The organism is Anditalea andensis, assembly GCF_000714815.1.
Classification (GTDB): Bacteria; Bacteroidota; Bacteroidia; order Cytophagales; family Cyclobacteriaceae; genus Anditalea; species Anditalea andensis.
Genome location: NZ_JMIH01000021.1, coordinates 211,223 through 233,188, shown reverse-complemented (window position 1 = coordinate 233,188; position 21,966 = coordinate 211,223). Strand labels below are relative to the sequence as shown.

Annotated in this window: 16 protein-coding genes and 1 tRNA gene; 7 read left to right on the top strand and 10 right to left on the bottom strand. The window is 38.5% G+C overall.

The genetic code is table 11. From position 1 onward, the window contains the following. Positions 1–180: 180 nt before the first annotated feature. Both EL17_RS12890 and EL17_RS12885 read left to right on the top strand, forming a co-directional pair. The gene (locus EL17_RS12890; RefSeq protein WP_035074592.1) at positions 181–2,709 is read left to right on the top strand and encodes a M14 family metallopeptidase; all 2,529 of its coding nucleotides are present in this window, start codon (positions 181–183) and stop codon (positions 2,707–2,709) included. Positions 2,710–2,822: 113 nt separating this feature from the next. Then, positions 2,823–2,897, top strand: a tRNA-Val gene (locus EL17_RS12885). A gap of 560 nt (positions 2,898–3,457) precedes the next feature. Here EL17_RS12885 and EL17_RS12880 read toward each other — a convergent pair. Next, the gene (locus EL17_RS12880; RefSeq protein WP_084166208.1) at positions 3,458–5,122 is read right to left on the bottom strand and encodes an amidase; all 1,665 of its coding nucleotides are present in this window, start codon (positions 5,120–5,122) and stop codon (positions 3,458–3,460) included. 55 nt (positions 5,123–5,177) lie between these two features. Here EL17_RS12880 and EL17_RS12875 point away from each other — a divergent pair, with 55 nt between their 5' ends. Continuing rightward, entirely contained in the window at positions 5,178–5,609 is a 432-nt protein-coding gene (locus tag EL17_RS12875; protein ID WP_035074692.1) for a hypothetical protein, read from the top strand. A gap of 68 nt (positions 5,610–5,677) precedes the next feature. Here EL17_RS12875 and EL17_RS12870 read toward each other — a convergent pair whose 3' ends face one another. The 3 genes from EL17_RS12870 to EL17_RS12860 all read right to left on the bottom strand — a co-directional run bounded on the left by EL17_RS12870 (position 5,678) and on the right by EL17_RS12860 (position 7,036). Continuing rightward, positions 5,678–6,112: a hypothetical protein gene (locus tag EL17_RS12870; RefSeq protein WP_035074588.1), complete on the bottom strand. Its 435-nt coding sequence runs from the start codon at positions 6,110–6,112 to the stop codon at positions 5,678–5,680. A gap of 239 nt (positions 6,113–6,351) precedes the next feature. Continuing rightward, entirely contained in the window at positions 6,352–6,672 is a 321-nt protein-coding gene (locus EL17_RS12865) for a seryl-tRNA synthetase (protein ID WP_035074586.1), read from the bottom strand. Between the two features lie 46 nt (positions 6,673–6,718). Next, positions 6,719–7,036, bottom strand: a complete 318-nt coding sequence (locus EL17_RS12860) for a hypothetical protein (protein ID WP_035074584.1) — start codon at positions 7,034–7,036, stop codon at positions 6,719–6,721. A 214-nt stretch (positions 7,037–7,250) separates the two neighbouring features. On the opposite strand from EL17_RS12860, the gene polA reads away from it, so the two are divergent. The 3 genes from polA to EL17_RS12845 all read left to right on the top strand — a co-directional run bounded on the left by polA (position 7,251) and on the right by EL17_RS12845 (position 12,388). Then, positions 7,251–10,082, top strand: coding sequence for a DNA polymerase I (gene polA / locus EL17_RS12855; RefSeq protein WP_035074582.1), 2,832 nt, complete (start codon positions 7,251–7,253; stop codon positions 10,080–10,082). A 328-nt stretch (positions 10,083–10,410) separates the two neighbouring features. Next, complete coding sequence (gene radA, locus EL17_RS12850) at positions 10,411–11,787, top strand: DNA repair protein RadA (protein ID WP_035074579.1); 1,377 nt, start codon at positions 10,411–10,413, stop codon at positions 11,785–11,787. Between the two features lie 178 nt (positions 11,788–11,965). After that, positions 11,966–12,388 carry a secondary thiamine-phosphate synthase enzyme YjbQ gene (locus tag EL17_RS12845; protein WP_035074576.1) on the top strand — a complete coding sequence of 141 codons (423 nt, stop codon included), beginning with the start codon at positions 11,966–11,968 and terminating at the stop codon, positions 12,386–12,388. Between the two features lie 81 nt (positions 12,389–12,469). On the opposite strand, the gene EL17_RS12840 is transcribed toward EL17_RS12845, so the two are convergent. The 6 genes from EL17_RS12840 to EL17_RS12815 all read right to left on the bottom strand — a co-directional run bounded on the left by EL17_RS12840 (position 12,470) and on the right by EL17_RS12815 (position 20,120). After that, a complete protein-coding gene (locus EL17_RS12840) occupies positions 12,470–13,048 on the bottom strand; it encodes a hypothetical protein (RefSeq protein ID WP_035074574.1) in 579 nt (192 codons plus the stop codon). Positions 13,049–13,162: 114 nt separating this feature from the next. Then, positions 13,163–13,876, bottom strand: a complete 714-nt coding sequence (locus EL17_RS12835) for a hypothetical protein (protein WP_035074572.1) — start codon at positions 13,874–13,876, stop codon at positions 13,163–13,165. A gap of 65 nt (positions 13,877–13,941) precedes the next feature. After that, on the bottom strand, positions 13,942–14,439 hold the full coding sequence (locus tag EL17_RS12830; protein ID WP_035074570.1) for a hypothetical protein: 498 nt from the start codon (positions 14,437–14,439) through the stop codon (positions 13,942–13,944). A gap of 11 nt (positions 14,440–14,450) precedes the next feature. Further along, positions 14,451–15,902, bottom strand: coding sequence for a SusD/RagB family nutrient-binding outer membrane lipoprotein (locus EL17_RS12825; RefSeq protein WP_035074685.1), 1,452 nt, complete (start codon positions 15,900–15,902; stop codon positions 14,451–14,453). 11 nt (positions 15,903–15,913) lie between these two features. Further along, a complete protein-coding gene (locus EL17_RS12820) occupies positions 15,914–19,027 on the bottom strand; it encodes a SusC/RagA family TonB-linked outer membrane protein (RefSeq protein WP_035074568.1) in 3,114 nt (1,037 codons plus the stop codon). A 526-nt stretch (positions 19,028–19,553) separates the two neighbouring features. After that, complete coding sequence (locus EL17_RS12815; protein ID WP_035074566.1) at positions 19,554–20,120, bottom strand: 2'-5' RNA ligase family protein; 567 nt, start codon at positions 20,118–20,120, stop codon at positions 19,554–19,556. A gap of 81 nt (positions 20,121–20,201) precedes the next feature. Between EL17_RS12815 and EL17_RS12810 the strand changes: the two genes are divergently transcribed. Next, a complete protein-coding gene (locus EL17_RS12810) occupies positions 20,202–21,110 on the top strand; it encodes a universal stress protein (RefSeq protein WP_035074563.1) in 909 nt (302 codons plus the stop codon). Positions 21,111–21,966 lie beyond the last annotated feature (856 nt).

Genomic DNA, 21,966 nt, shown 5'->3' with positions numbered 1-21,966 from the left:
TTAAATTTGACAGGTGATGAACTTATTAACTATCAAACTGGCAGCATGTTTATCGGCATACCATTTTTATAAATTAATAATGATTAACGGTTTGATTGAAATGTAGAAAGCATTTATCTTGTGCCACAATATTCCTCACCATATTACATACAGCCCTTTACAGGCAAATTTGAATGCTTCATGAAAAAATTATTGCTTTCCATACTTCTATTATCTTTTATAGTACATGTTCAGGGACAGACTAAAAGTCCAGCCGAATTTTTAGGATACGAGTTGGGAGATCGCTTCACACCACATCACAAAATAGTAGCTTATTTTGAACATGTGGCACAAAATAACCGAAATGTAGTGTTAGAACAATATGGAGAATCATATGAACTCAGGCCATTGGTATTGGCATTTGTCTCCTCCCAAACCAATATAGAAAATATAAATCAAATAAGAGAAGATAATTTAAAGAGAACCGGATATTTAGATGGCTCCCCTGCCAATAACATAGCAATCAACTGGATGAGTTATAATGTTCACGGAAATGAGGCAGTTTCCTCAGAAGCATCTATGTGGACGCTATGGGAGCTAATAAATCCGGATAATCACAACACTAAGGTCTGGCTGGAAAATACCATGGTCATATTGGATCCGTGTATTAATCCTGACGGAAGGGACCGTTATGCCATGTGGTATAATCAAAAAATGAACACCAGGATGCAACCTGACAGGCAATCAATGGAACACAATGAGCCATGGCCGGGAGGAAGGCCTAATCATTACCTCTTTGACCTCAACAGGGACTGGGCATGGCAAACGCAAAAAGAATCGGAAGCAAGAATAAAGGTCTATAATCAGTGGATGCCGCAGGTACATACTGATTTTCATGAGCAGGGCATAGACTCTCCTTATTATTTTCCACCGGCGGCTGAGCCATTACATAAACAGTTGACCCCATATCAGCATGAATTTCAAAATCTCGTAGGACGTAACATTGCCAAATATTTTGATCAGGAAAACTGGTTCTACTTCACCAAAGAACGCTTTGATTTACTGTATCCAAGCTATGGAGATAGTTGGCCTATGTATAATGGCGCTATAGGCATGACCATAGAGCAGGGTGGATCAGGAAGAGCTGGCATAGGTGTCCTTACTGCAGAGGGCGATACCCTTACACTCAAAGACAGAATAGCCCACCACCATACTACAGGCCTAGCGATTACTGAAGTAACATCCAAAAATGTGGATAACTTATTAAAGGAATTTACAAATTACTTCAAAGACAACCGACAGGCACCTCGGGGTAATTATAAAAGCTTCGTGATAAAAAATGCTGAGGGGCACGGAAACTTGGAAAGCCTTTTAGACCTGTTGGATAAAAATGGCATTCAATATGGTGCAGCAGCTAAAAAGACCAATTTAAGGGGCTTTGATTATCAATCAGGCAAAACAGCTTCATTTTCTACAGATGAAAAAGATATCATCATCAGTGCTTCACAGCCTAAGTCTGTACTAGCCCAAATATTGTTTGAGCCCAGTCCCATACTAGCAGATAGCATCACCTATGACATCACCAGCTGGGCATTACCTTATGCTTATGGCGTACAGGCATATGCCATGGAAAGTAATGTAGAGCCAGCTGGAATATATATCAGAAAACCTTTTGAAGAAAATAAGATAGAAGGTAAGCCACTGGCTTATATAGCTCCCTGGAGCAATACTAACCATGCCGCCTATTTATCTGCTTTGCTGAATGATAAAATTCGGGTAAGATATGCTGCATATCCATTTGAATTTGGAAATGAAAAATATCCATCAGGTTCAATTTTGATTACCAGAAGAGGCAATGAAAACATAGTTGACTTTGATGCTAAAGTGATCGCATTGGCCAATAAGCACAAAATAGGTTTAAAAGCAGCACAAACCGCATTTGTAGACAAAGGTAAAGATTTTGGTTCACCCGATGTCCATTATATTAAACCACCAAAAGTCGCTTTGGTCGGTGGTCAGGGTATATCTTCACTGAACTTTGGCGAAATATGGCATTTTATGGAACAAGAGCTGGATTATCCTTTGAGTATTTTTGAAAAAGACCAACTAACACAGATAGATCTTCAGGACTATAACGTGATCATATTGCCTGCTGGTAATTATAACTCACTTACTGATGCAACGAATAAAAAATTGCAGGAATGGGTGAGGGCAGGGGGCAAGCTCATCGCTATGGAAAGTGCCCTTAGCCTGTTCAATGAAAAGGAGGGTTATGCCTTAAAGGCATATAGCAATGAAGAAGAAAAAAAAGCACAGGAAAAACAAAATGAAGATATGGCAAAAGCAGCCCAGACTTCTCCTTTTCAACAAGAAGAAAGACGAAATATATCTACCAATGTAGCCGGAGCCATCTATCAAGTCAAACTAGATACCACCCATCCTTTGGCTTATGGGATGAATGAAAATTATTATACCTTAAAGAATAATAATAACAGGTACGCCTATCTAATGAATGGCCAGAATGTGGGAATAATACCTACGTCTGACAACTATAGAACAGGTTTCATCGGATATCAGGTAAAACCAATGATGGCTCAATCCTTAATCTTTGGAGTAGATACCTTAGGTAAAGGACAGGTCATTTATATGGTGGACAATCCAAGCTTCCGAAACTTCTGGCAAAATGGAAAATTAATAATGGCCAATGCCCTATTTTTGGTCGGTCAGTAGCGAAAAAAACTTTGAAGAAATTACTTTATATTTATTTTGAAAACATAGCTGTTATCTTGTATAGCAAGACCTAAATTTTAGAAAATTTTTCACATATTGCACTGTTTTTAAAAGGGTCCTTAGCTCAGTTGGTTCAGAGCGCTGCTTTGACAGAGCAGAGGTCACCGGTTCGAGCCCGGTAGGACCCTCATAATCAATGTACAACAAATATATTAAATAAACATTGATAGTACTATAATAGCAAATAATCCCCCCTAAACCGGTCAGGTTTTTTTTATGCATATTTGTTACTCATCTTATTATTTCTGATTAACCAATTAATTTCGCCTGGATACTATTATCCTTTCAGTATTTTTTAAAGCAGAATAAAGGGACATTAATGGGCCTCTTTTGCTACTAATCATTTTAATACTGTTTTAGCCGCTATATAATTTAAAAATTCGCTGGTTCCAAAAATCACAAAAGGTTTTAGAATCAGTACGGAAGAACTTAATGCTGGGCAGGGGATCATATTTCCAGATCAAATGATGATTTTCCCATAAAACCAGGTATTATCGTAATGGGCTTAAAAAATTTAAAGCCTAATTTTTCTTGTAAAGTTATTAACCAAATGAATTAAAAATGGAGAACCATCAACTAGTGGCAGTTCTCCTAATAAAAAGATTATACAACTTTAGTTATTTGTATGCCAACTGGTAAATAATGGCCCTTATCAGAATTTAAGTAAATAAGCATGTAATGTAATACCTTAATTATCAAAATAAGCAGGCCTTCTTTTATTCCATACAGTGGCATCCTGATAAGCCCTTCCTAACATTATTAATTTCTCTTCATCAAATAAGTTAGCAAGAAATGTTATAGAAGTAGGGCTTCCATCAGCAGTAAACCCATTAGGCATTACTAAGGCAGGATGCCCGGTAAGGTTGGTAATAAGCAGTTGAGAACCGGCAAATGATGGTGTAATGATGACATCATAATCCTTAAATAACTCATGCACTTCCTCTATTAGCATACTTCTTAGCCTGCTAGCCTGAATATATTCTACGGCCGGTATAAACCTAGCTGCTCTAAATAGATTGGGCCATGCATTTTTATGCTGGGCCACCAGTAGGTCATCCTGATCCAAGCGTGTGAGTTCATCAAAAGCTGCAGCACCCTCTGCCAAGAGCATGATCCGCATAGCTCCAGGTTCTACCGAGGTTTTCAATTGTAAAGGTTGAAGCGCTATTCCTAAACCTTTCATTACTTCTAATACTTCTTTATCATTTTCATGGGCTCTCTCAAAAAGGTCTACTAAATATCCCACCTTCAGTTCATTGACCGGTTTGGTAGCATCATAATTAAAAGCTGCAGCTATAGTGCTTTTATCTTTGGCATCTTTTCCATTTAGTGCAGAAAGGATGATACCGTTATCCAAAGCAGATCTACTGATAGGACCTATTTTGTCCATAGACCAGCTCAAGGCCATAGCACCATGTTTACTTACCCTGCCGTATGTAGGTCTCAGTCCGGTAACTCCATTCCTTGTAGATGGAGACACTATAGAACCTAAAGTCTCCGTCCCAATGGCAAAAGGCACCAAACCTGCACCAACAGTAGCTGCTGATCCTGCAGATGACCCACTGGAACCCTGTCTTAAATTCCAAGGGTTTTTAGTCACTCCACCATACCATACATCTCCCATAGCCAAAGCGCCTAAAGTAAATTTTGCCACCAAAACCGCACCTGCCTCATTCAGTCTATCCACAATTTCAGCAGTTTCATCTATTTCCTGATCTCGGTAAGGCTCGGCCCCCCAGGTAGTTTTGGTACCTTTTACGGCAAAGAGGTCTTTGATCCCATATGGTATTCCATGTAAAGGTCCTCTGTACTTACCAGCAGCAATTTCTTTATCCATAGCACGAGCTGTCCTGATCGCTGATGCTTCCAGCAAAGTAATCAAAGCCTGAAGGGTATCTCCATGAGCTTTAATTCTGGATATGTACAGTTTTGTAAGTTTTTCTGACGTCAGATGCTTGTCTTTAATCAAAATAGATAATGTAGTTACCGGTAAAAAGGCGATGTCATTTTCATTATCGGGAAGATTTGTTTGATCTATAAGGCCCCAGTTGTATTCATTTTGCTTTTGGTCTGGAGTAAATCCATGCGGAAGAGGGTTGAATATCAATGATGGCGCTATATCATTGGGTATGGAAGTTTTTCTTGATAGGTCATAGGCCTGCTTTTGATTTTCAAGTGTGGTAATCATACTGTCTCTTTCCACATCAGAGAACCGGAGACCAATGATTGCTTCAGCGTAAGCTATGCTTTCCACTGATATTTTATCATATTGTTTACCGATCATAAAGCCTGTAGCCAGAAGTGAAGAAATAAACAGGATAGCTATAGGTAATGATGTTTTTTTTGAATACATGGTTAGCTTTGTAAGTAAAATCATATTGAGCACAGAAAAATACTTAAAAATCGTCATGGAAAAAAACCTTCCGTCATATCCTCAATTTACAATGCCCATGAGGGGAATATTGCTTATAGCGGGCATGTATACTGTTGCATGGGGAGCTTTTTTTAAATGGTTTGGAAGCGCGCTTATAAATTGGTTTTCATTTGGGGAGCCCAGGCATATGGAATATAATCTATTTGGCACTTTTGGCCTGATCATAGGAATAGTATTATTTTTGTCCGCCTTTTATCCCATTAATTGGAGGTGGTTAATTTTAGTGGGAATTATAGGAAAGATTATCTTAGCCATCTGGTTTGGGCTATATTATCTTGAGATGCTGGGATGGAATAAACGCACGGCATTTCATCTCCTTTTCAATGAAATTATATGGCTTTTGCCTCTATCATACATATATATGCGGGCATTAAAAGTAACAACATATTTACAATCCCTTGGATAAAAAATAGTAACAAAAATCCCCCAAACTTCCTAGTTTGAGGGATCCTAACACTAACCACTCTTTATGAATTATCTTCCTCCTCTGGCTGCCCTGGTAGTAGAAGCACCGGATCTACTAGACGGTGCAGTTGTTCTAGCCGGTGAAGGGGCAGCGGACCTATTTACATTAGTATTTGCTCTGCTTGGTGCAGTTACATTACTGCTTCTTGTATTATGCTGATTATTTTGTACCGATGCTCTTCTAGTTTTCTGTCTGTTATTCGGCGCTACCTTGGTAGTAGATCGACTGTTCCTAGCCCCTACGGTAGTAGTGTTATGCTGAGTATGGTTATTTACGATGACTACATTATTTCTATGTAATCCGGGATGGCCATGAAAGTATACATTATCATAATATCCATATCCATAACCTACTGTACCACCTACCATGGTAGCTGATCCTGTACATGAAGTCATAAATGCAGCTCCTAATATTGCGGTCATTATATATATTAGCTTTTTCATCTTCTTTCTCCTTTAGTTGGTATATAAGTTTACGGCCCCGAGTAGTAAAAGATGCCTAGACACAATATTTTAACGTTTTTTAAGACTTAATGTCATAAAATATAAAAAATTAAGAAATAAAATTTCAATTATATATTTAACTACAATATATTATACAAAAATGGCTTATCACGGTCTACATAAAAAAAACCCGATGCAGTGCATCAGGTTTTTCAGAGGGGATTAAGCAAGGCCTATATTTAGGTTAATAAAAGTATAATCAGCAAAATAATAATAATGGCTCCGACTGAAATATAAACTCCACCAGCCAGCTGTTTAGACTCTTTGTTTAAGCTCTTTAATTCATTACGAATTTCTTTTTTCTCAGCTTTAGTCATTTCTGAAAAATCCATTTCTTTGATCTCAGCCACTCTCGTATCTATTTCAGATAATCTAGCTTGATCCTCTGCAGATATTTCTGTATTATCAGTATCATTTTTAAGGCCTTTTGCTTCTGCTAAACTTGGTGCAACCGCTGTAAACAACATTAGGCACATTAATAATTGAGATAATTTTTTCATGGTCGTAAATATTATTTATTGAAAAGTTTGAATTAATTATTAAATACTAAGTTAGGATGATTAGTAGGATCAATATCACTATAATAGTTCCCACAGAGATATAAACACCTCCGGAAAGCTGCTTGGCCTCCTTATTCATTTCTTTTAATTCCTTTTTTAAGGCCCGACGTTCTTCTTTTTCTAACTCGTTAAATTTGATTTTTTTAATTTCCTCGACACGAGTTTCGATTTCTGTAAGTCTTTCCTGATCAGCTTCTGAAATTTCAGTTTCGTTTTTATCCTTTTTATGGGAGTCCGCTATAGCTACAGGTGCAAAAGCTGTCATCAAAAATACAAGGGATAAAAAATAGGCTATCTTTTTCATTTTTTTTAAGTTTTTATAAAACAAATAAAGTAAAATTTACATTTTCTTACGATTCTAAATATCCATTTTCAATAATCAGACCAATATTAATTATTGCTATTTTTTTTTTAAATATTTGTTTGAGTTCTATTGAAAGGTAGAAAAGGGATAGTTTCTTATATAATTTGTAATTTAGGCTTCGTAATTTCATAAAGCTTAAGATCAAATTATACATATGTCTACAGAAGGTAATAAAAAGCTGTTTCTATTCGATGCCATGGCGCTCATATACAGGGCCCATTTTGCTTTTAGTAAGAATCCAAGGATCAACTCCAAAGGTTTAAATACTGGAATCATGCTGGGATTCACCAATACACTGCTCGAAGTTATAGAAAAAGAAAAACCAACTCATATGGCTGTAGCCTTTGATACCAAGGCTCCCACCTTTAGACATGTACAATTTGAAGCTTATAAAGCTAATAGGTTGGAACAGCCTGAAGATATAGAGATAGGAATACCCTGGATTAAAGAAATTGTTAAAGGCTTCAATATACCTGTCCTGGAATTAGACGGATACGAAGCTGATGACATCATCGGGACCATCGCCAAGAAAGCTGAATACAAAAGCTTTACCGTCTATATGATGACCCCGGATAAAGATTATGGCCAACTGGTAGAAGACCATATTTTTTTGTACAAGCCCTCATTTATGGGGAATGCAGTGGATATCATGGGACCCAAAGAAGTATGTGCCAAGTGGGATATAGCAAACCCGGATCAGGTCAGGGATATATTGGGCTTAATGGGTGATAGTGTGGATAATATACCGGGGATTCCAGGTATTGGAGCAAAGACTGCCACAAAACTATTAAAAGAATATGGAACTATAGAAGAACTTTTAAAAAATACTGACAAGCTTAAAGGCAAACAGCGGGAGAATGTGGAAAACTTTGGCCCACAAGGACTGCTTTCAAAAGAACTGGCCACTATTAACCAAGAAGTCCCCATAGCATTTAAACCTGAAGATTATACTTATGACGGGCCTAATGAGGAAAAATTAAAGGCTCTTTTTGCAGAACTTGAATTTAGGGCGCTCACCAGAAGGGTTTTTAATGAAACGGTCACACAGCCTAAAATGAATGTGCATGAACAATTAGGCCTTTTTACAGGACAATATGAAAAAACCGATCAGAAGGAAACAGTGGAGACGATTGTAGATGAAGCAGAGGAACTTGCCCCGATGCCTACACCACTGGATACCTTAGACAGTGTAGCTCATAGCTATCACCTGGTAGATACACCTGCCAAGATAAAAGATCTGGTAAATTATCTTGAACTACAGGATGAGTTTTGTTTTGACACTGAAACCACTTCCGTAAATGCAAATGCGGCGGAACTGGTAGGCCTTTCTTTTTCATATATTGAAAGAGAAGGATTTTATGTACCCATCCCATCAGATCAGAAAGAGGCAAAAACCATCCTCTCTAATTTTACTGAATTATTTTTAAATGAGAAAATCAGTAAAATAGGACAAAATATAAAATACGATCTGCTGGTACTAAAAAATTATGGCTTAGAAGTACGGGGAGCGCTGTATGATACGATGATAGCCCATTACCTGATAGATCCAGAAGGAAGGCATTCCATGGACTGGTTGTCCGAACTGTACCTAAACTATAAACCAGTATCTATCGTTTCGCTGATCGGCAAAAAAGGAAAAGGACAGGGTAACATGCGGGACCTGGCTCCTGAAGCCATATCTGATTATGCTGCGGAAGATGCAGATATTACCCTACAGCTGAAAAAAGCATTAGATCCTGAATTAAAATCCAACCAGTTGGAAAAACTATTCTGTGATGTAGAAGTACCGCTTATACCAGTCTTGGCTGCTATGGAATTTGAAGGGGTTCGGATTGATACCAAGAGCTTGGCTGAATTGTCAATAGAATTAGAAAATGAAAGCAAGCTAATAGAGGAGAGAGTTTACGCCATAGCGGGAGAAAAATTCAACCTTTCTTCTCCAAAGCAGCTTGGAGAAATCCTTTTCACTAAACTAAACCTAGATCCAAAGGCCAAAAAAACAAAGACTGGACAATATGCCACAGGAGAGGAAGTATTGTCCAAGATGGCATTAGAGCACGAAATAGCCCGCGTGATTTTGGAATATCGCCAGCTGATAAAATTAAAATCCACATATGTAGATGCATTGCCTCTTCTTATCAATGAAAAGACTGGAAGAATACATACCTCCTACAATCAGGCAGTAACGGCAACCGGAAGACTATCTTCCACCAATCCCAACCTACAGAATATACCTATAAGAACTGAAAGGGGTAGGGAGATCAGAAAAGCTTTTGTTCCAAGAGATGAAAATTATGTTATTTTAGCTGCAGATTATTCCCAGATTGAATTACGAATCATGGCTTCATTTGCCAAAGATGAGTCTATGATAGAGGCCTTCCGGCTGGGACGGGATATCCATGCTACTACGGCCGCAAAGATATTCAAAGTAGATCTTGATGAGGTAACCTCAGATATGAGAAGAAAGGCCAAAACAGCCAATTTTGGTATCATTTATGGCATATCCGCATTTGGGCTGTCCCAACGCCTAAATATTCCAAGAGGTGAGGCCAGTGATATTATCAAAGCTTATTTTGAAGAATTTCCTGCTGTAAAAAACTATATGGACTCCTGCGTAGAGAATGCCCGTAAACATGAATATGTGGAAACTATATTGGGAAGAAGGAGGTACCTGAGAGATATCAACAGCCGCAATGCCACCATGAGAAGTTTCGCAGAAAGAAATGCCATCAATGCACCTATACAAGGTAGCGCAGCGGATATGATCAAAGTAGCCATGGTAGAAATCCATAAGTGGATGCAAAGCCAAAAACTTAAATCCAAAATGCTCTTGCAGGTACATGATGAATTGGTATTTGATGCCCATAAAGATGAGGTAGAACTTCTCAAAAAACACATTCCGGAAATCATGTCCAATGCTGTCAAGGTGGAGGTGCCTCTGGAAGTAGAAGTGGGAGTGGGGAAGGACTGGCTGGAAGCGCATTAATAGGAAGGCCCAAATACTAAATCCCAAGTGTCACCCCACTTCATTTCGGCTAAGGGACCGGTAGGGAGCACACGGAAAAATCTGATGAAACGGTTCTGAAAAGGAGCCCTGATAAGTATACTCAGTTTTTAAGATCGTTGCCCTAAAGCTTATAAGAGACTCTTCCAAACAGTTGAAGCGAAGTCACTGATTACCTGCCCCATCGTCATACCGCCGTTTAAGGTGTGGGTAAACTTGTCAAACAACATTCTAATCTCCTACTTTCTAAATGCAGGGCTGTGAATTACTCTATTGATTATGTGGTAAAATATCCAATTGCAAATTACTTATGGCCAAAATAAAAACTTCATTTTTCTGTCAAAATTGCGGTGCCCAAAGTCCCAAGTGGATAGGCAAATGCCCAGCCTGTAATGAATGGAACACTTATGTAGAAGAAGTTATCCACAAAGAAGAAGTGGGTGTAGGGAGCTGGAAGACCAAATCAAACGATAAAAGGGCTTCTAAACCACAAAAAATAAAAGAAATAAATTTTGAGGAGCATCCCAGGATAGTCAGTGATGATCCAGAACTGGACCGGGTACTGGGAGGAGGGATTGTGCCTGGCTCTTTGGTATTGATCGGAGGTGAACCTGGCATAGGAAAATCCACCTTGCTTCTACAGATTGCACTTATGCTTCAAAAGCAAACGGTATTATATGTTTCCGGAGAGGAAAGTGAAGTACAGATCAAAATGAGGGCAGAAAGGATGCCCTTCACTTCAGACAATTGTTTTATACTTTCAGAAACTAATACCCAAAGCATATTTCAACACCTGGAAAATTTAAAGCCAGATGTTTTGATCATTGATTCCATTCAGACCCTTCACAGCAAGTTGGTAGAATCAGCTGCAGGAAGTGTTTCCCAGGTAAGAGAGTGTACGGCTGAGCTTCTTCGGTTTGCCAAAGAGACAGGAACTCCGGTATTCTTAATAGGACATATCACTAAAGAAGGGGCTATTGCAGGGCCAAAGGTACTTGAGCATATGGTGGATACCGTCCTGCAGTTTGAAGGAGACAGACATCTATCTTATAGGATACTGCGCACGACCAAAAACAGGTTCGGTTCCACGAGTGAACTTGGCATCTATGAGATGCGCACAGAAGGGCTTAGAGGCATTGCTAATCCTTCGGAGATCCTGCTGACACAAAGAGAAGAAACGCTGAATGGCGTGGCCATTGGGGCCATGCTTGAAGGCAACAGGCCACTACTAATAGAAATCCAGTCACTCGTGAGTCCTGCTACTTATGGAACACCCCAAAGAAGCAGTACAGGACATGACGCTAAACGGCTCAATATGCTTTTGGCTGTACTTGAAAAACGTGGTGGAATGAGGCTCGGGCAACAGGATGTTTTTCTAAATGTAGCAGGGGGCCTAAGGGTGGATGATCCTGCACTGGACCTGGCAGTTTGCGCATCCCTTATATCATCATATGAAGACAGTCCGGTGTCTCCAGAGGTCTGTTTTGCCGGGGAAGTAGGTCTGGGTGGGGAGATCAGAGCTGTGAATAGGATAGAAAACAGAATAGCTGAAGCTGCCAAATTAGGTTTTAAAAAAATAATTGTTTCCAAATATGCTATCAAAGGAATTGACCTTGGTAAGTTCAACATCCAAGTCATCCCCGTAACCAAATTGGAGGAAATGTATCAGGGGCTTTTTACTGGATAATCCATAATAATAGCCTGATAGAAAAGTATTTACACATTTTTATTTAGCTTTATACATAAGAATAGAAAGTAAAGAGAACAGTCAAAATAAGTGGATATGGCCTGATCTTGGAGGAAGTCTTTGCCATAAATACAATGGCAAATATTAAAATTCAATGAATTATTAATAACTAAAGAAAATGACTGTTATACAAAAAACATTAAAATTAAAACCATACCCAAGAGGGTATCATCTGATCACAGATGAAATTGTGGATAACTTTTCAGACTTAAAGTCAATTGATAAAGGCATATTACACATATTTATCCAACATACTTCAGCAGGAATCACAATAAATGAAAATGCTGATCCAACAGTGAGAATAGACTTCCAAACCTTTATAAATGACCTCATTCCGGAAACTTACCCACACTTTATCCACACCTATGAGGGCCCAGATGATATGCCTGCACATATAAAAAGCAGTTTATTAGGAAATAGTCTTCAAATACCCGTTACTCGTGGAAAACTTAACCTTGGCACCTGGCAGGGTGTATATTTGTGTGAATTCCGCAATCATGGTGGGAGCAGAAAGCTGGTGCTTACGGCTATGGGTGAGTAAAGTTTTCAACAAATTAGGAAGATAAGAAAGTAAAAAAATTATATCTATAAAAAGGTATTTTGGATACTAAGTCCCGATTATTTACTCAGCTCCCCAAGGTGCAGCCGGTGTATCTACCTCCTCGGTGAGATCAAATTTTACGGAGAAGTGATTATCATTGACCACCCTTCTCAAATTATAAGAAAAACTGTTTTCATCCAAAGTTATCCACCATACATTGGTAGCAGCATAATCTATCAAATCAGTAGTTTCCTGGTCGGCCGGAAAATATTGAAGTTTAGCTGATCCTGTATTCGGACTTGTTCCTCCGTACATAGTTACCTTATCAGGACTTCCATCTTCATGCCTGTGGTCATGCTTAAGTTCGATTGTCCCATTATCCCTTTTGGTCAATACCCATGTTCTGGACCTATCATCTCCTACAAAGAAAGGAATCCGGATCACATTCTCCTCGTCACAGGATCTTACATGCATCACCAGTTTTTTTCCTGTGAAGGTATCATTTGGAGTGGCTGAGGTCAGTGCGCCTTCATAGGATTTACCGCAGTGAGTTTTTAACTGCTCCCAAAATTGATCGGACCCGGAATGGGCACTTCCCTGCTGTTGTCCAAAGGTTTGGAAGGCCAATAATACGAATGCGAACACTAAAGTTTTTCTCATTATTATAAAAGGTATACAAAACTTAAAATGACAATATATACCTAAATAAACTAATTATAATTAGGAAATAGAATATAAAAACGCTTAATATTTACTGATATCATATAAATGACTTTAATCTAAAGTCGAAAAATAATTAAAGAATAGTATATAATCCTCGTTAGATTTAAATTTGATCTTATTAGCTTTTACAAAAGTTATAAGCTCTTTACTTTTATTTGGGAAGTTACTTTTTATCTCTTTGTTTTTTCCTTGGAATGAAATAAGCTGATTATCTGAAACCAGGAACATCTCACTTTTTACTATGGCTTCGTCATACTTAGTTCCGGTACTTAAGGCAACATTATAATTTGCCTTTTTTATATTAAGATACCAGCGCTTTAGTAACATTTGGCCATCAGCATTTCCATAAATCTGCATAAATCCGTCCAAACCATGATTTTGATCCACTGGAAGACTAAAAACATTTATAAATTCAGCCTCACTATCATTTAAAATATGAAAAGAATCAATCAATCTACTATTAAGCTGAATGTCCAAGTTATTCTTTCGCATTTCAATTTTTTGATCTTGGATATTATACCGTAAATTAACATCACTAACCTTTTCCTCATCAGTGGTAATCAGAATTCCGGGAGAATAATTTTCATATAGATAGACTGTTCCTTTTAATGGGGCTTTAGTCACCGGTATACCCTGAATAAACGATCCGGGTCCTGTACTATATTCCTGAAACTGCGTTCGTGCTCTTTCTTGGGCTATAATAATGTTAGTTGATGCACCCATAAGTACAGTACTGACAATAATAAATCTGTAAAAGCTTTTCATTCTTCCCAAGTATATGTGTAATAAAAAGCAAAGCCCTTGAAATCATCCAAGGGCTTTGTTTTTAATTATTCAGTTACTCTCACCCGAGCTCTCATTGAAACAATCTCTTCCCCATTATCCAATGTAACAAGAAAGAAAAATGCCAACTCTGTAAACCCTCCTGCTGCAGGAGGAGTACTGGTAACATTAGGTCTTCTAGCTCTAAATTCTTCCAAAGTAGTATTAAAAACTACTTGATTTCCATCCCCTGGAATAGGATTTTCTACATAAGTCCCTGCAGTATTGAGAGAACCGGCATTTAATGCCGTAGCGCCTGCTGATACCCTAGTGATCTCCCGTATCGTACGACCAGAATTTTCCGGTATTTCCAGAACGAACTGGATATCACCCGGTCCTGCATTTGAAACGACTATGTAAGGATCAAATCCAAAAGTAGTGGCGTTAGGAAAGGTTATGGGAACTTCAGGACGATTATCCCGGTTAAATTGCCCAAAATCTTGCTCACAGGATATAAGACCTAGAAAGATTACGGCTGCTAATATATTTTTAAATATTGTTTTCATTGCCTTAAAATTTAGTTTTGAGTAACATCCCACCAAACTGGTACATTTGGTAAAACAATCTGGAAGTTAGGATTTCTTTCAAGTTCCTGATTTACATACTGAGCTCTTACAGGTCTAGTTCCATCAATTCCCACCACATTCTGATGGTCCGGCAATACCGGGTAACCAGTTCTTCTCCAATCATTCCACTGCTCAATTCCATTTCCAAAAAGAGAAATGTACTTCTGGGTGATGATTTTTTCAAGGTTCTCTTCTTGCGAACCGCTTAGTGTAACGACTGTTGGATTGGCCAGAAAATAGGCATTAATAGCTTCATCAGTTAATCCAGCCAGAGACATCGAAGCTCTAATGCCTGTTTGATAGTAATCCTGAGCATTACCCGGAGTGCCTAGCATAAGTGCTGATTCAGCCAATATAAATTGGGTCTGGGCGTAAGTGATTAATCTCACCGGTCCTTGTCCACCTGGGCCGGTGGCATAAGCACTGAACCTAGACCAAGTGTCCTGAGGCTGAGGTAAGGTTCCTCTAAAGCCATTATCAATCGTCACGTAGATTCCGTTAGGTCTGGTGACAAATATGGGAAGCCTTGGGTCATTCAGCTGTTGTAATCTATTGACAAATCTGGTGCTGATCATCATATCATTTTCAAATATTGACACATATGTCCATTCATAGATCGGCGCCCTACTACCAACAGCAGAACCAAAAGTAACGGATAAATTGTCATTATTGGAAAGCATATAATTATTAGCCGTGAGAACCTCTTCTATAATCTGCCTCGCTTCATCAGGCCTTACCTTACTGATCGTATTGGCCATTTTTAACATTAAAGAATACCCGGCCCTTCTCCAGCGCTCCAGATCACCCCCATATACCAGATCGTCGGTTCCTGGATTTGTCAAAGATTCCTGATCCAAATCTGCCAGACCTTCGCGGACTAAATCAAATAAACTTTGGATACCCTCTCCGCCCATGTAAATTTCCTCTTGAGAATCCAATCTTGGCTGAACGATTTCTTCCCCTCTCAGAGCTTCCGAATAAGGAATATCCCCCCATACATCAGTAGTTAGGGCCCAAGTATAGGCTTTCATTATCTTAGAAATACCTATATAAGATGGCGAATTTATTTCTGTCGCAGCGTTTATAACTTCTTCATAGGTAATCAAAGCACCATTATAAATTTCAAATCTCCACTGATTGTTAAAATCAGATCCGTCTAAATTATAAATATCATATCTGGCAGGGAGGTTACCCGCACCAGCAGTGACGCTTGTAATAGTGGATCCAAACCTATTCAGTTCATTGTTATTGGCAAAGGCAGTACCCGCCTGAGCCACCGGTAATAACACATTAGGCGTTACCGCTACAGGGTTATTCGGGGTTTCATTTATATCCAGAAAATCTGAACATCCTGTAGAAGCAGTAAATATTACTGCTCCCAATATATATATGAGTTTTTTCATTTTCATTGTTTTTAAAGTGTGAATCTCAAGTTTACACCATAATTACGTACCTGTGGAGGCCCATTAAGATCCATTCCCTGAATATTACCTGCTCCCTGTGTGTTAAGTTCCGGGTCTGTAGGGAAGCCTGGAGCCCAGAACAATAAGTTTCGACCACTCACACCAATCGAAGCTTCACCGAAAGGCGTATTGTTCAAGAATCTAGATGGCAAAGTAAAGTTAAGGGCTATTTCTCTTAATCTGATCGCGGTAGCATCAAATACGGCTCCTTCAGAGGCAAGACCTCCTAACCCTCCAGCACCAAAATAGGTTTCGGCAGGAATCTGGATATTATTAGGCCGGTAAACCCCCTCTTCGACTTCAATTACACCGGGCAGTATTCTTGGCTGGTCCCTGTCTATACCGGTGTAATCTATATGTCCACCAGTTCTTAAATCTACCTGGCCAAAAGAGTAAAGCTCTCCGCCAATTCTAGCATCAATCAGTGTGGATAACATGAAGTTCCCAAAAGTAAAGTTGTTCGTCAGACCCCCTAGCCAGTTTGGCTGTACATTCGCGACTACTTGACCTGGAACACCTGGGGCAAACGTACCCGTAAGTGGATTTATCAATAGTTCCCCCGCAGCATTTCTAGGAAAAGCAGTGGATATAATAACACCGTAAGGATGGCCCACCGCTATAGAAGGAGCAATTCCTGAAAAACTATCACCCGGAATGTTAGAGTTAGTAACTCCAGGTGCTATGGCCGTAACTTCATTCCTGATTCTGGTGAAGTTGAAATTGGCATCCCATCTAAACCTAGGCGTATTGATGATGGTAGCAGATAACATGGCTTCTATACCCCTGTTTCTCATCTCACCTATATTGGTGGTTCTTGTATCAAATCCCGTAGATGGTGATATGGCTACATTAAATATCTGATTCGTACTAACCGTATTAAAATAGGCGATATCTAATCCGAACCTGTTTTCAAAGAAGCCTAAATTCAACCCAACTTCATAGGAAGTTACAAATTCCGGGGTCAGATCCATACTACCTATCCTGGTACTTACACCAAAACCGGGTATACTAGCACCCCCTACGGATAATGGAAAATTTATATTGGCAACATTATTTCCATAAGATCCAGATACAAACAAAGTCTGAAGCAAATAAGGATCAGCATCCCTACCTACTCTGGCAGCAGAAGCCCTTAATTTAATATATGAAAGGGTTTCAGTTTCAATGTCCAATGCATCCGTAGCAACGAAACTCAGCGCTGCTGATGGATAGAAATAAGCATTGTTCTGCTGCGGCAAAGTTGAAGACTGATCTACCCTACCAGATAATTCTAAAAACAAATACTCTCTATAATCTAAGCTTAGCTGGGCATAATGTCCTACCAATCTTCTCCTAGTGGTTAATTCTAAGGAATTGGTAAAAACAGAGGCATTGCTCACGTTATCAAATCCCGGGATAGTAAGGCCTTCACCCACTACACCGATTCTTTGAAAATCTCTTTGGTTTAAATTTTGTCCTAATAGTAAATTAGCATTTAAACCTTCAAAGAAAATTCCCGCCTTATGCATATTGATCAAAAGATCTCCGTTCAATTCTGATCTAAACAAAGCTTCATCGGCTAATTCTCCTTGTGGGGCACGGGCAGAACCTATCCTTAAGGTCTGATTTCTTCTGTCCGTATAAGTATCGGCAGTAATTCTATAGGATACATTTAACCAATCGGTGAAATCATAACCTACATTGATATTTCCAAATACCCTATCCACGTTAGATTCAAATATCTCATTCTCTGTGCTCCACAATGGGTGGTTTTGAGCATCAGTGTAATAGATACTTTGTCCCAATTCATCCTGGAAAGGTCTACCAATCAAATCAAAAGATCTGGGGATCCTGGTAATTTGACCTAAAGGTGACCCAGCGTTACCTGAAGTAGAGTTTCTTTGGAAAGACTTCACATAGGTAACAGTACCGCCTACTTTTACTCCGTTGTTCAACAATTTATTACCACCTACTTGTACATTGTAACGATCGAATCTACTGTTAGGGATAATCCCTTCCTGATTGGTGGTATTCATAGATACAATAAAATTATCATCGATGTTACCGGAAGCTATACTTACCCCATTTTGATAAATTCTGCCTTGTTGGAAAAACTGGTCAAAGTGGTTTGGATAAGCACGGTAAGGTACAATTTCTCCTTGCAAATTTTCAACTGTTTCAAATCCAGGTGTTCCAAATCTTGGGCCCCAAGAAGGAGAAACAGTAGGTACATAATTGCTTTGAGTTCCTTGACCATACTGATCCTGCAATTCAGCAAGACGTATTGGATTCTGCAAATTAAAAGAGGAAGTCACGGTGATTTCCGTTCTATCTTCAAGGCCTCTTCCTGTCTTTGTTGTTATAATTATAGCACCCGCTGAAGCTCTGGATCCATATAATACTGAGGCAGCCGGGCCTTTCAGTATGTTGATAGATTCGATATTTTCAGGGGCAATATCTGCTAACCTGTTAGCTGGCTGAGAACCAAATAAGGTGTTTTGTGTATTGTCGGTATCATTACTAAAGATAATTCCATCTACTACAATCAAAGGTTGGTTATTGCCCGTAAAGGAAGTAATACCTCTGATGTTTATATTAGTGGATGCTCCAGGCGCTCCCGAAGCAGCACCGATCGTAACACCGGCTACTTTTCCTTGAAGCGAATTCAGAACGTTTGGCTCTGAACGCTGGGATATGGCATCTCCGCGCACTGACTGAACAGAGTATCCAAGGGATCTTTCATCCCGCTCTATACCCTGTGCGGTAACGACCACTTCACCTAAAGCCCGTACATCCGCTCTGATGACAATGTCTAACTGCGTTCTAGTCCCAATATTTACTTCTTGAGTAGTGTAGCCAAGAAAACTCACTACCAATACATCACGGCCTTCCGGTACATCCAGTGAAAACCTACCATCCATATCTGTCACAGTTCCCAAGGATGTTCCCCTTACCAAGATATTGGCTCCAGGAACCCCCTCTGGCTCATCTTCGGAGGTAACCCTTCCAGTTACCGTCCTGCTTTGCGCCACTACAGATAATACTGTAAATAGGGTCATCACAAAGCATAGTAAAATTTTCTTCATGTGCTTTAAATTAAGGTTTATTAACAATTCATTTAACAATTATAAATGCATTCTTGATAAGATCCAAAACGCCTGGGACCTTGCATAATTACTTTAAATTATATTATTTGGCTAAATACGATGAAAACCAAATCAACATCCTAACTAAGTTATAAAAATTTTCATAATTATCTTAAAATAATAGAAAAATAATGTTGTAATCACTTAAAATTGAATTTTACTTGGACAATAAATTGTTAAAAGAATGTTTTACAATTATTACCAATTTACCTGCAAAAGAGAAATAAGAAATAAAATTTTATAATTAATAGATTTTATAACCATTTTCTATGCATTAAATAAATATTTTAGAAAAAAAAGAATTTAATTTTAAATCAAAATTTATCAATTTTACTACCTACCAAATAAAAACCTTTTTAAAATCCAAAACACAATATAAAAAAAATTTTTATTATTTATTCAAATAATTATATTATCAATTATTCTATAATTTAAAACATTCTTTTTTATTAAAGCCCTCTATAGATCAATTTTTACTATATTCCCCATTTACGCCAAACATATGAACAACCGTCCAGCTAAATCCTTCTTTTTTTAACAGTGCCACTTCTTGGACATCCATCACTTCAAAAAATCCCCTATCTTTTAATAATTTCATACAACCATCAAAATGTTGGTCTTTTAAATCTTTAAAACCTACCGTCATATGGGGATGATAAGCCTTATCGCTTAGTTCTTCAACCAACTTAAGTTCATGTCTGCAATAGGTAGAAAGGTCTGATTGCATTTTTATAAGTTGAGCTTGTTCCTCTACCCTGATATATATTACCCTTCTCCCAAACCTCCCTATCCCTTTAAAAGTCAATTTAAATCCCTCCTTATCCCCAAAAAAAATCTGTAATTTGTCTATCAACTTCTCTTCTTTTGCTTCATTCCATCTAAATGGCATCTTTAGGGTAACATGGGAAGGGGATTTTAAGGCATATTTAATATTGAAATTCTCTTTTAATTCCAATTTCATCCGGGTAGCTTGTTCTTGAATATCCCCTTTCGGTACTATAGCTAGGAAGTATTTACCAATTTGCTTTGCCATTATTGGAAATTATTTTTTGTTTATCATCATTAAACACGCGGTAATCAATTAAATTAGACCAAAATTAGAATTTTCACAGACATGAAACAATTTCGCAAGGTACTGGTAGGGCTTGACCTTACCGAAATGGATAATACGCTTATAGAAAAAACAGCAAAAATGGTAGCTGTATTGGGTATAGATAAAATCTATTTTGTACATGTAGAAAAAGACCTGACCCTGCCTGAAGATGTGGCAAAAGCCTATCCTGACCTACTTGCTCCTGTGGATGAGGCCATCAAAAATAATATAGCAGTAAAAGTTAAAGCATCCATACCGGAGGATGTGGAAGTGGACATCAGCGTAAAAGAAGGAAATCCCATGGAAACTATCTTGAGGTGGGCAAAAATCAAAAATATTGATCTCCTAATCATGGGTCGGAAAACGGAACTAGATGGTTATGGCACTCTAGCTAAAAATCTAGCACAGAAATCTCCCTGTTCAGTCCTTTTCCTTACAGAAAATGTCCAAATCAAGGAAATTGAAAACATACTGGTCCCAGTAGATTTTTCTGAGCACAGCTACCTAACCCTTCAGTTTGTGGAAAGGCTATCGAGTGAACTCCATGCAAAAATTACCTGCATCCATATTTATGAAGTACCCAAGGGCTATTACAAAACAGGTAAATCTTACCATGAATTTGCACAGATCATGGAAAAAAATGCCCACAAAGAATACAAAACTTTTATCCAGCACCATAAGCTACAGCACTATGATTGCCATTTTGTCCTGAAAGAAGATGATCCCGCAGCCAACTATATAATGGCAGCAGCTAAGAACTTACAAAAAGATATGATTGTGATGGGGAGTAGGGGAAGGACTGGGTCAGCAGCTTATTTACTGGGCAGTGTAGCCGAAAAGCTTATACAGATCAATAACGAAACACCGATGTTGATACTAAAGAAAAAAGGAGAGAATATGACATTTTTAGAAGCGCTTTTGAAAATTTAGGATACTTTATTTAAAGGGTTTCTTGGAAAATTCATTATATAAGCCAACTAAGAACTATTTAAGAACTTAGTTGGCTTTTATACGTTGTTTTGGGAGATTTTTTTTAAGTCAATTTTGACTAGGATATATTCAATTTATTCCTCATTTTTTATTGAATTTTAGCACTTTGGTGGTATGGGGACACTTATCCCAGTAAAGCTTTTTTTTTGGTTCCAGGGTGCTTTCAGCTTTGGCGGGCTCTCCTTTTGGCTATCGTGACGCATTTGCTACCATTGTTCCAAACAGGGTCATTAATTTTTCACTTTTCTCTGCTTTCACTCTGATTTTTATCAGTCCGTAGAACTCATTGGTGATACCGAATACCCCTTTCATGCCGATGGCTCACTGTATGGTGATTTCTGAACTCAGGATCTTTTCGGGCTCACTGTGCTTCTTGGGGCTTTTTTAGGGAAAGCTGGTGAATATCTTATTGGCAATACAGAACTTACTTTTGCTGTTTTATCGCATAGATCCTGTCGGTGCCAAGTTGTATGGCAGGTCCGAGAAATTTTTTGTGCTTGGCTAATGACAGTTTTAACCTAGTACTTTCATTGAAGGCCTTAAACTCCAGTTTATCTATGTAAGTAAGTCCGCACCGGCTTGTTTTACTTACCCATCACGATCGGTTTGATATATGGCTTGTATAGATAAACAATTATGTCTTTCAGAGCTCCCGGCGGAATGGTAAGCAGAAAGGGTTGCTAGATAAGGACTTATTTGACTGCGGTCAACCTGGCAATATCCTTAAGTTCCATTCCGGTATAAAAATAACTTTATGATCCCTAAATATTTAAATATGTAATATTATCGATTAAAA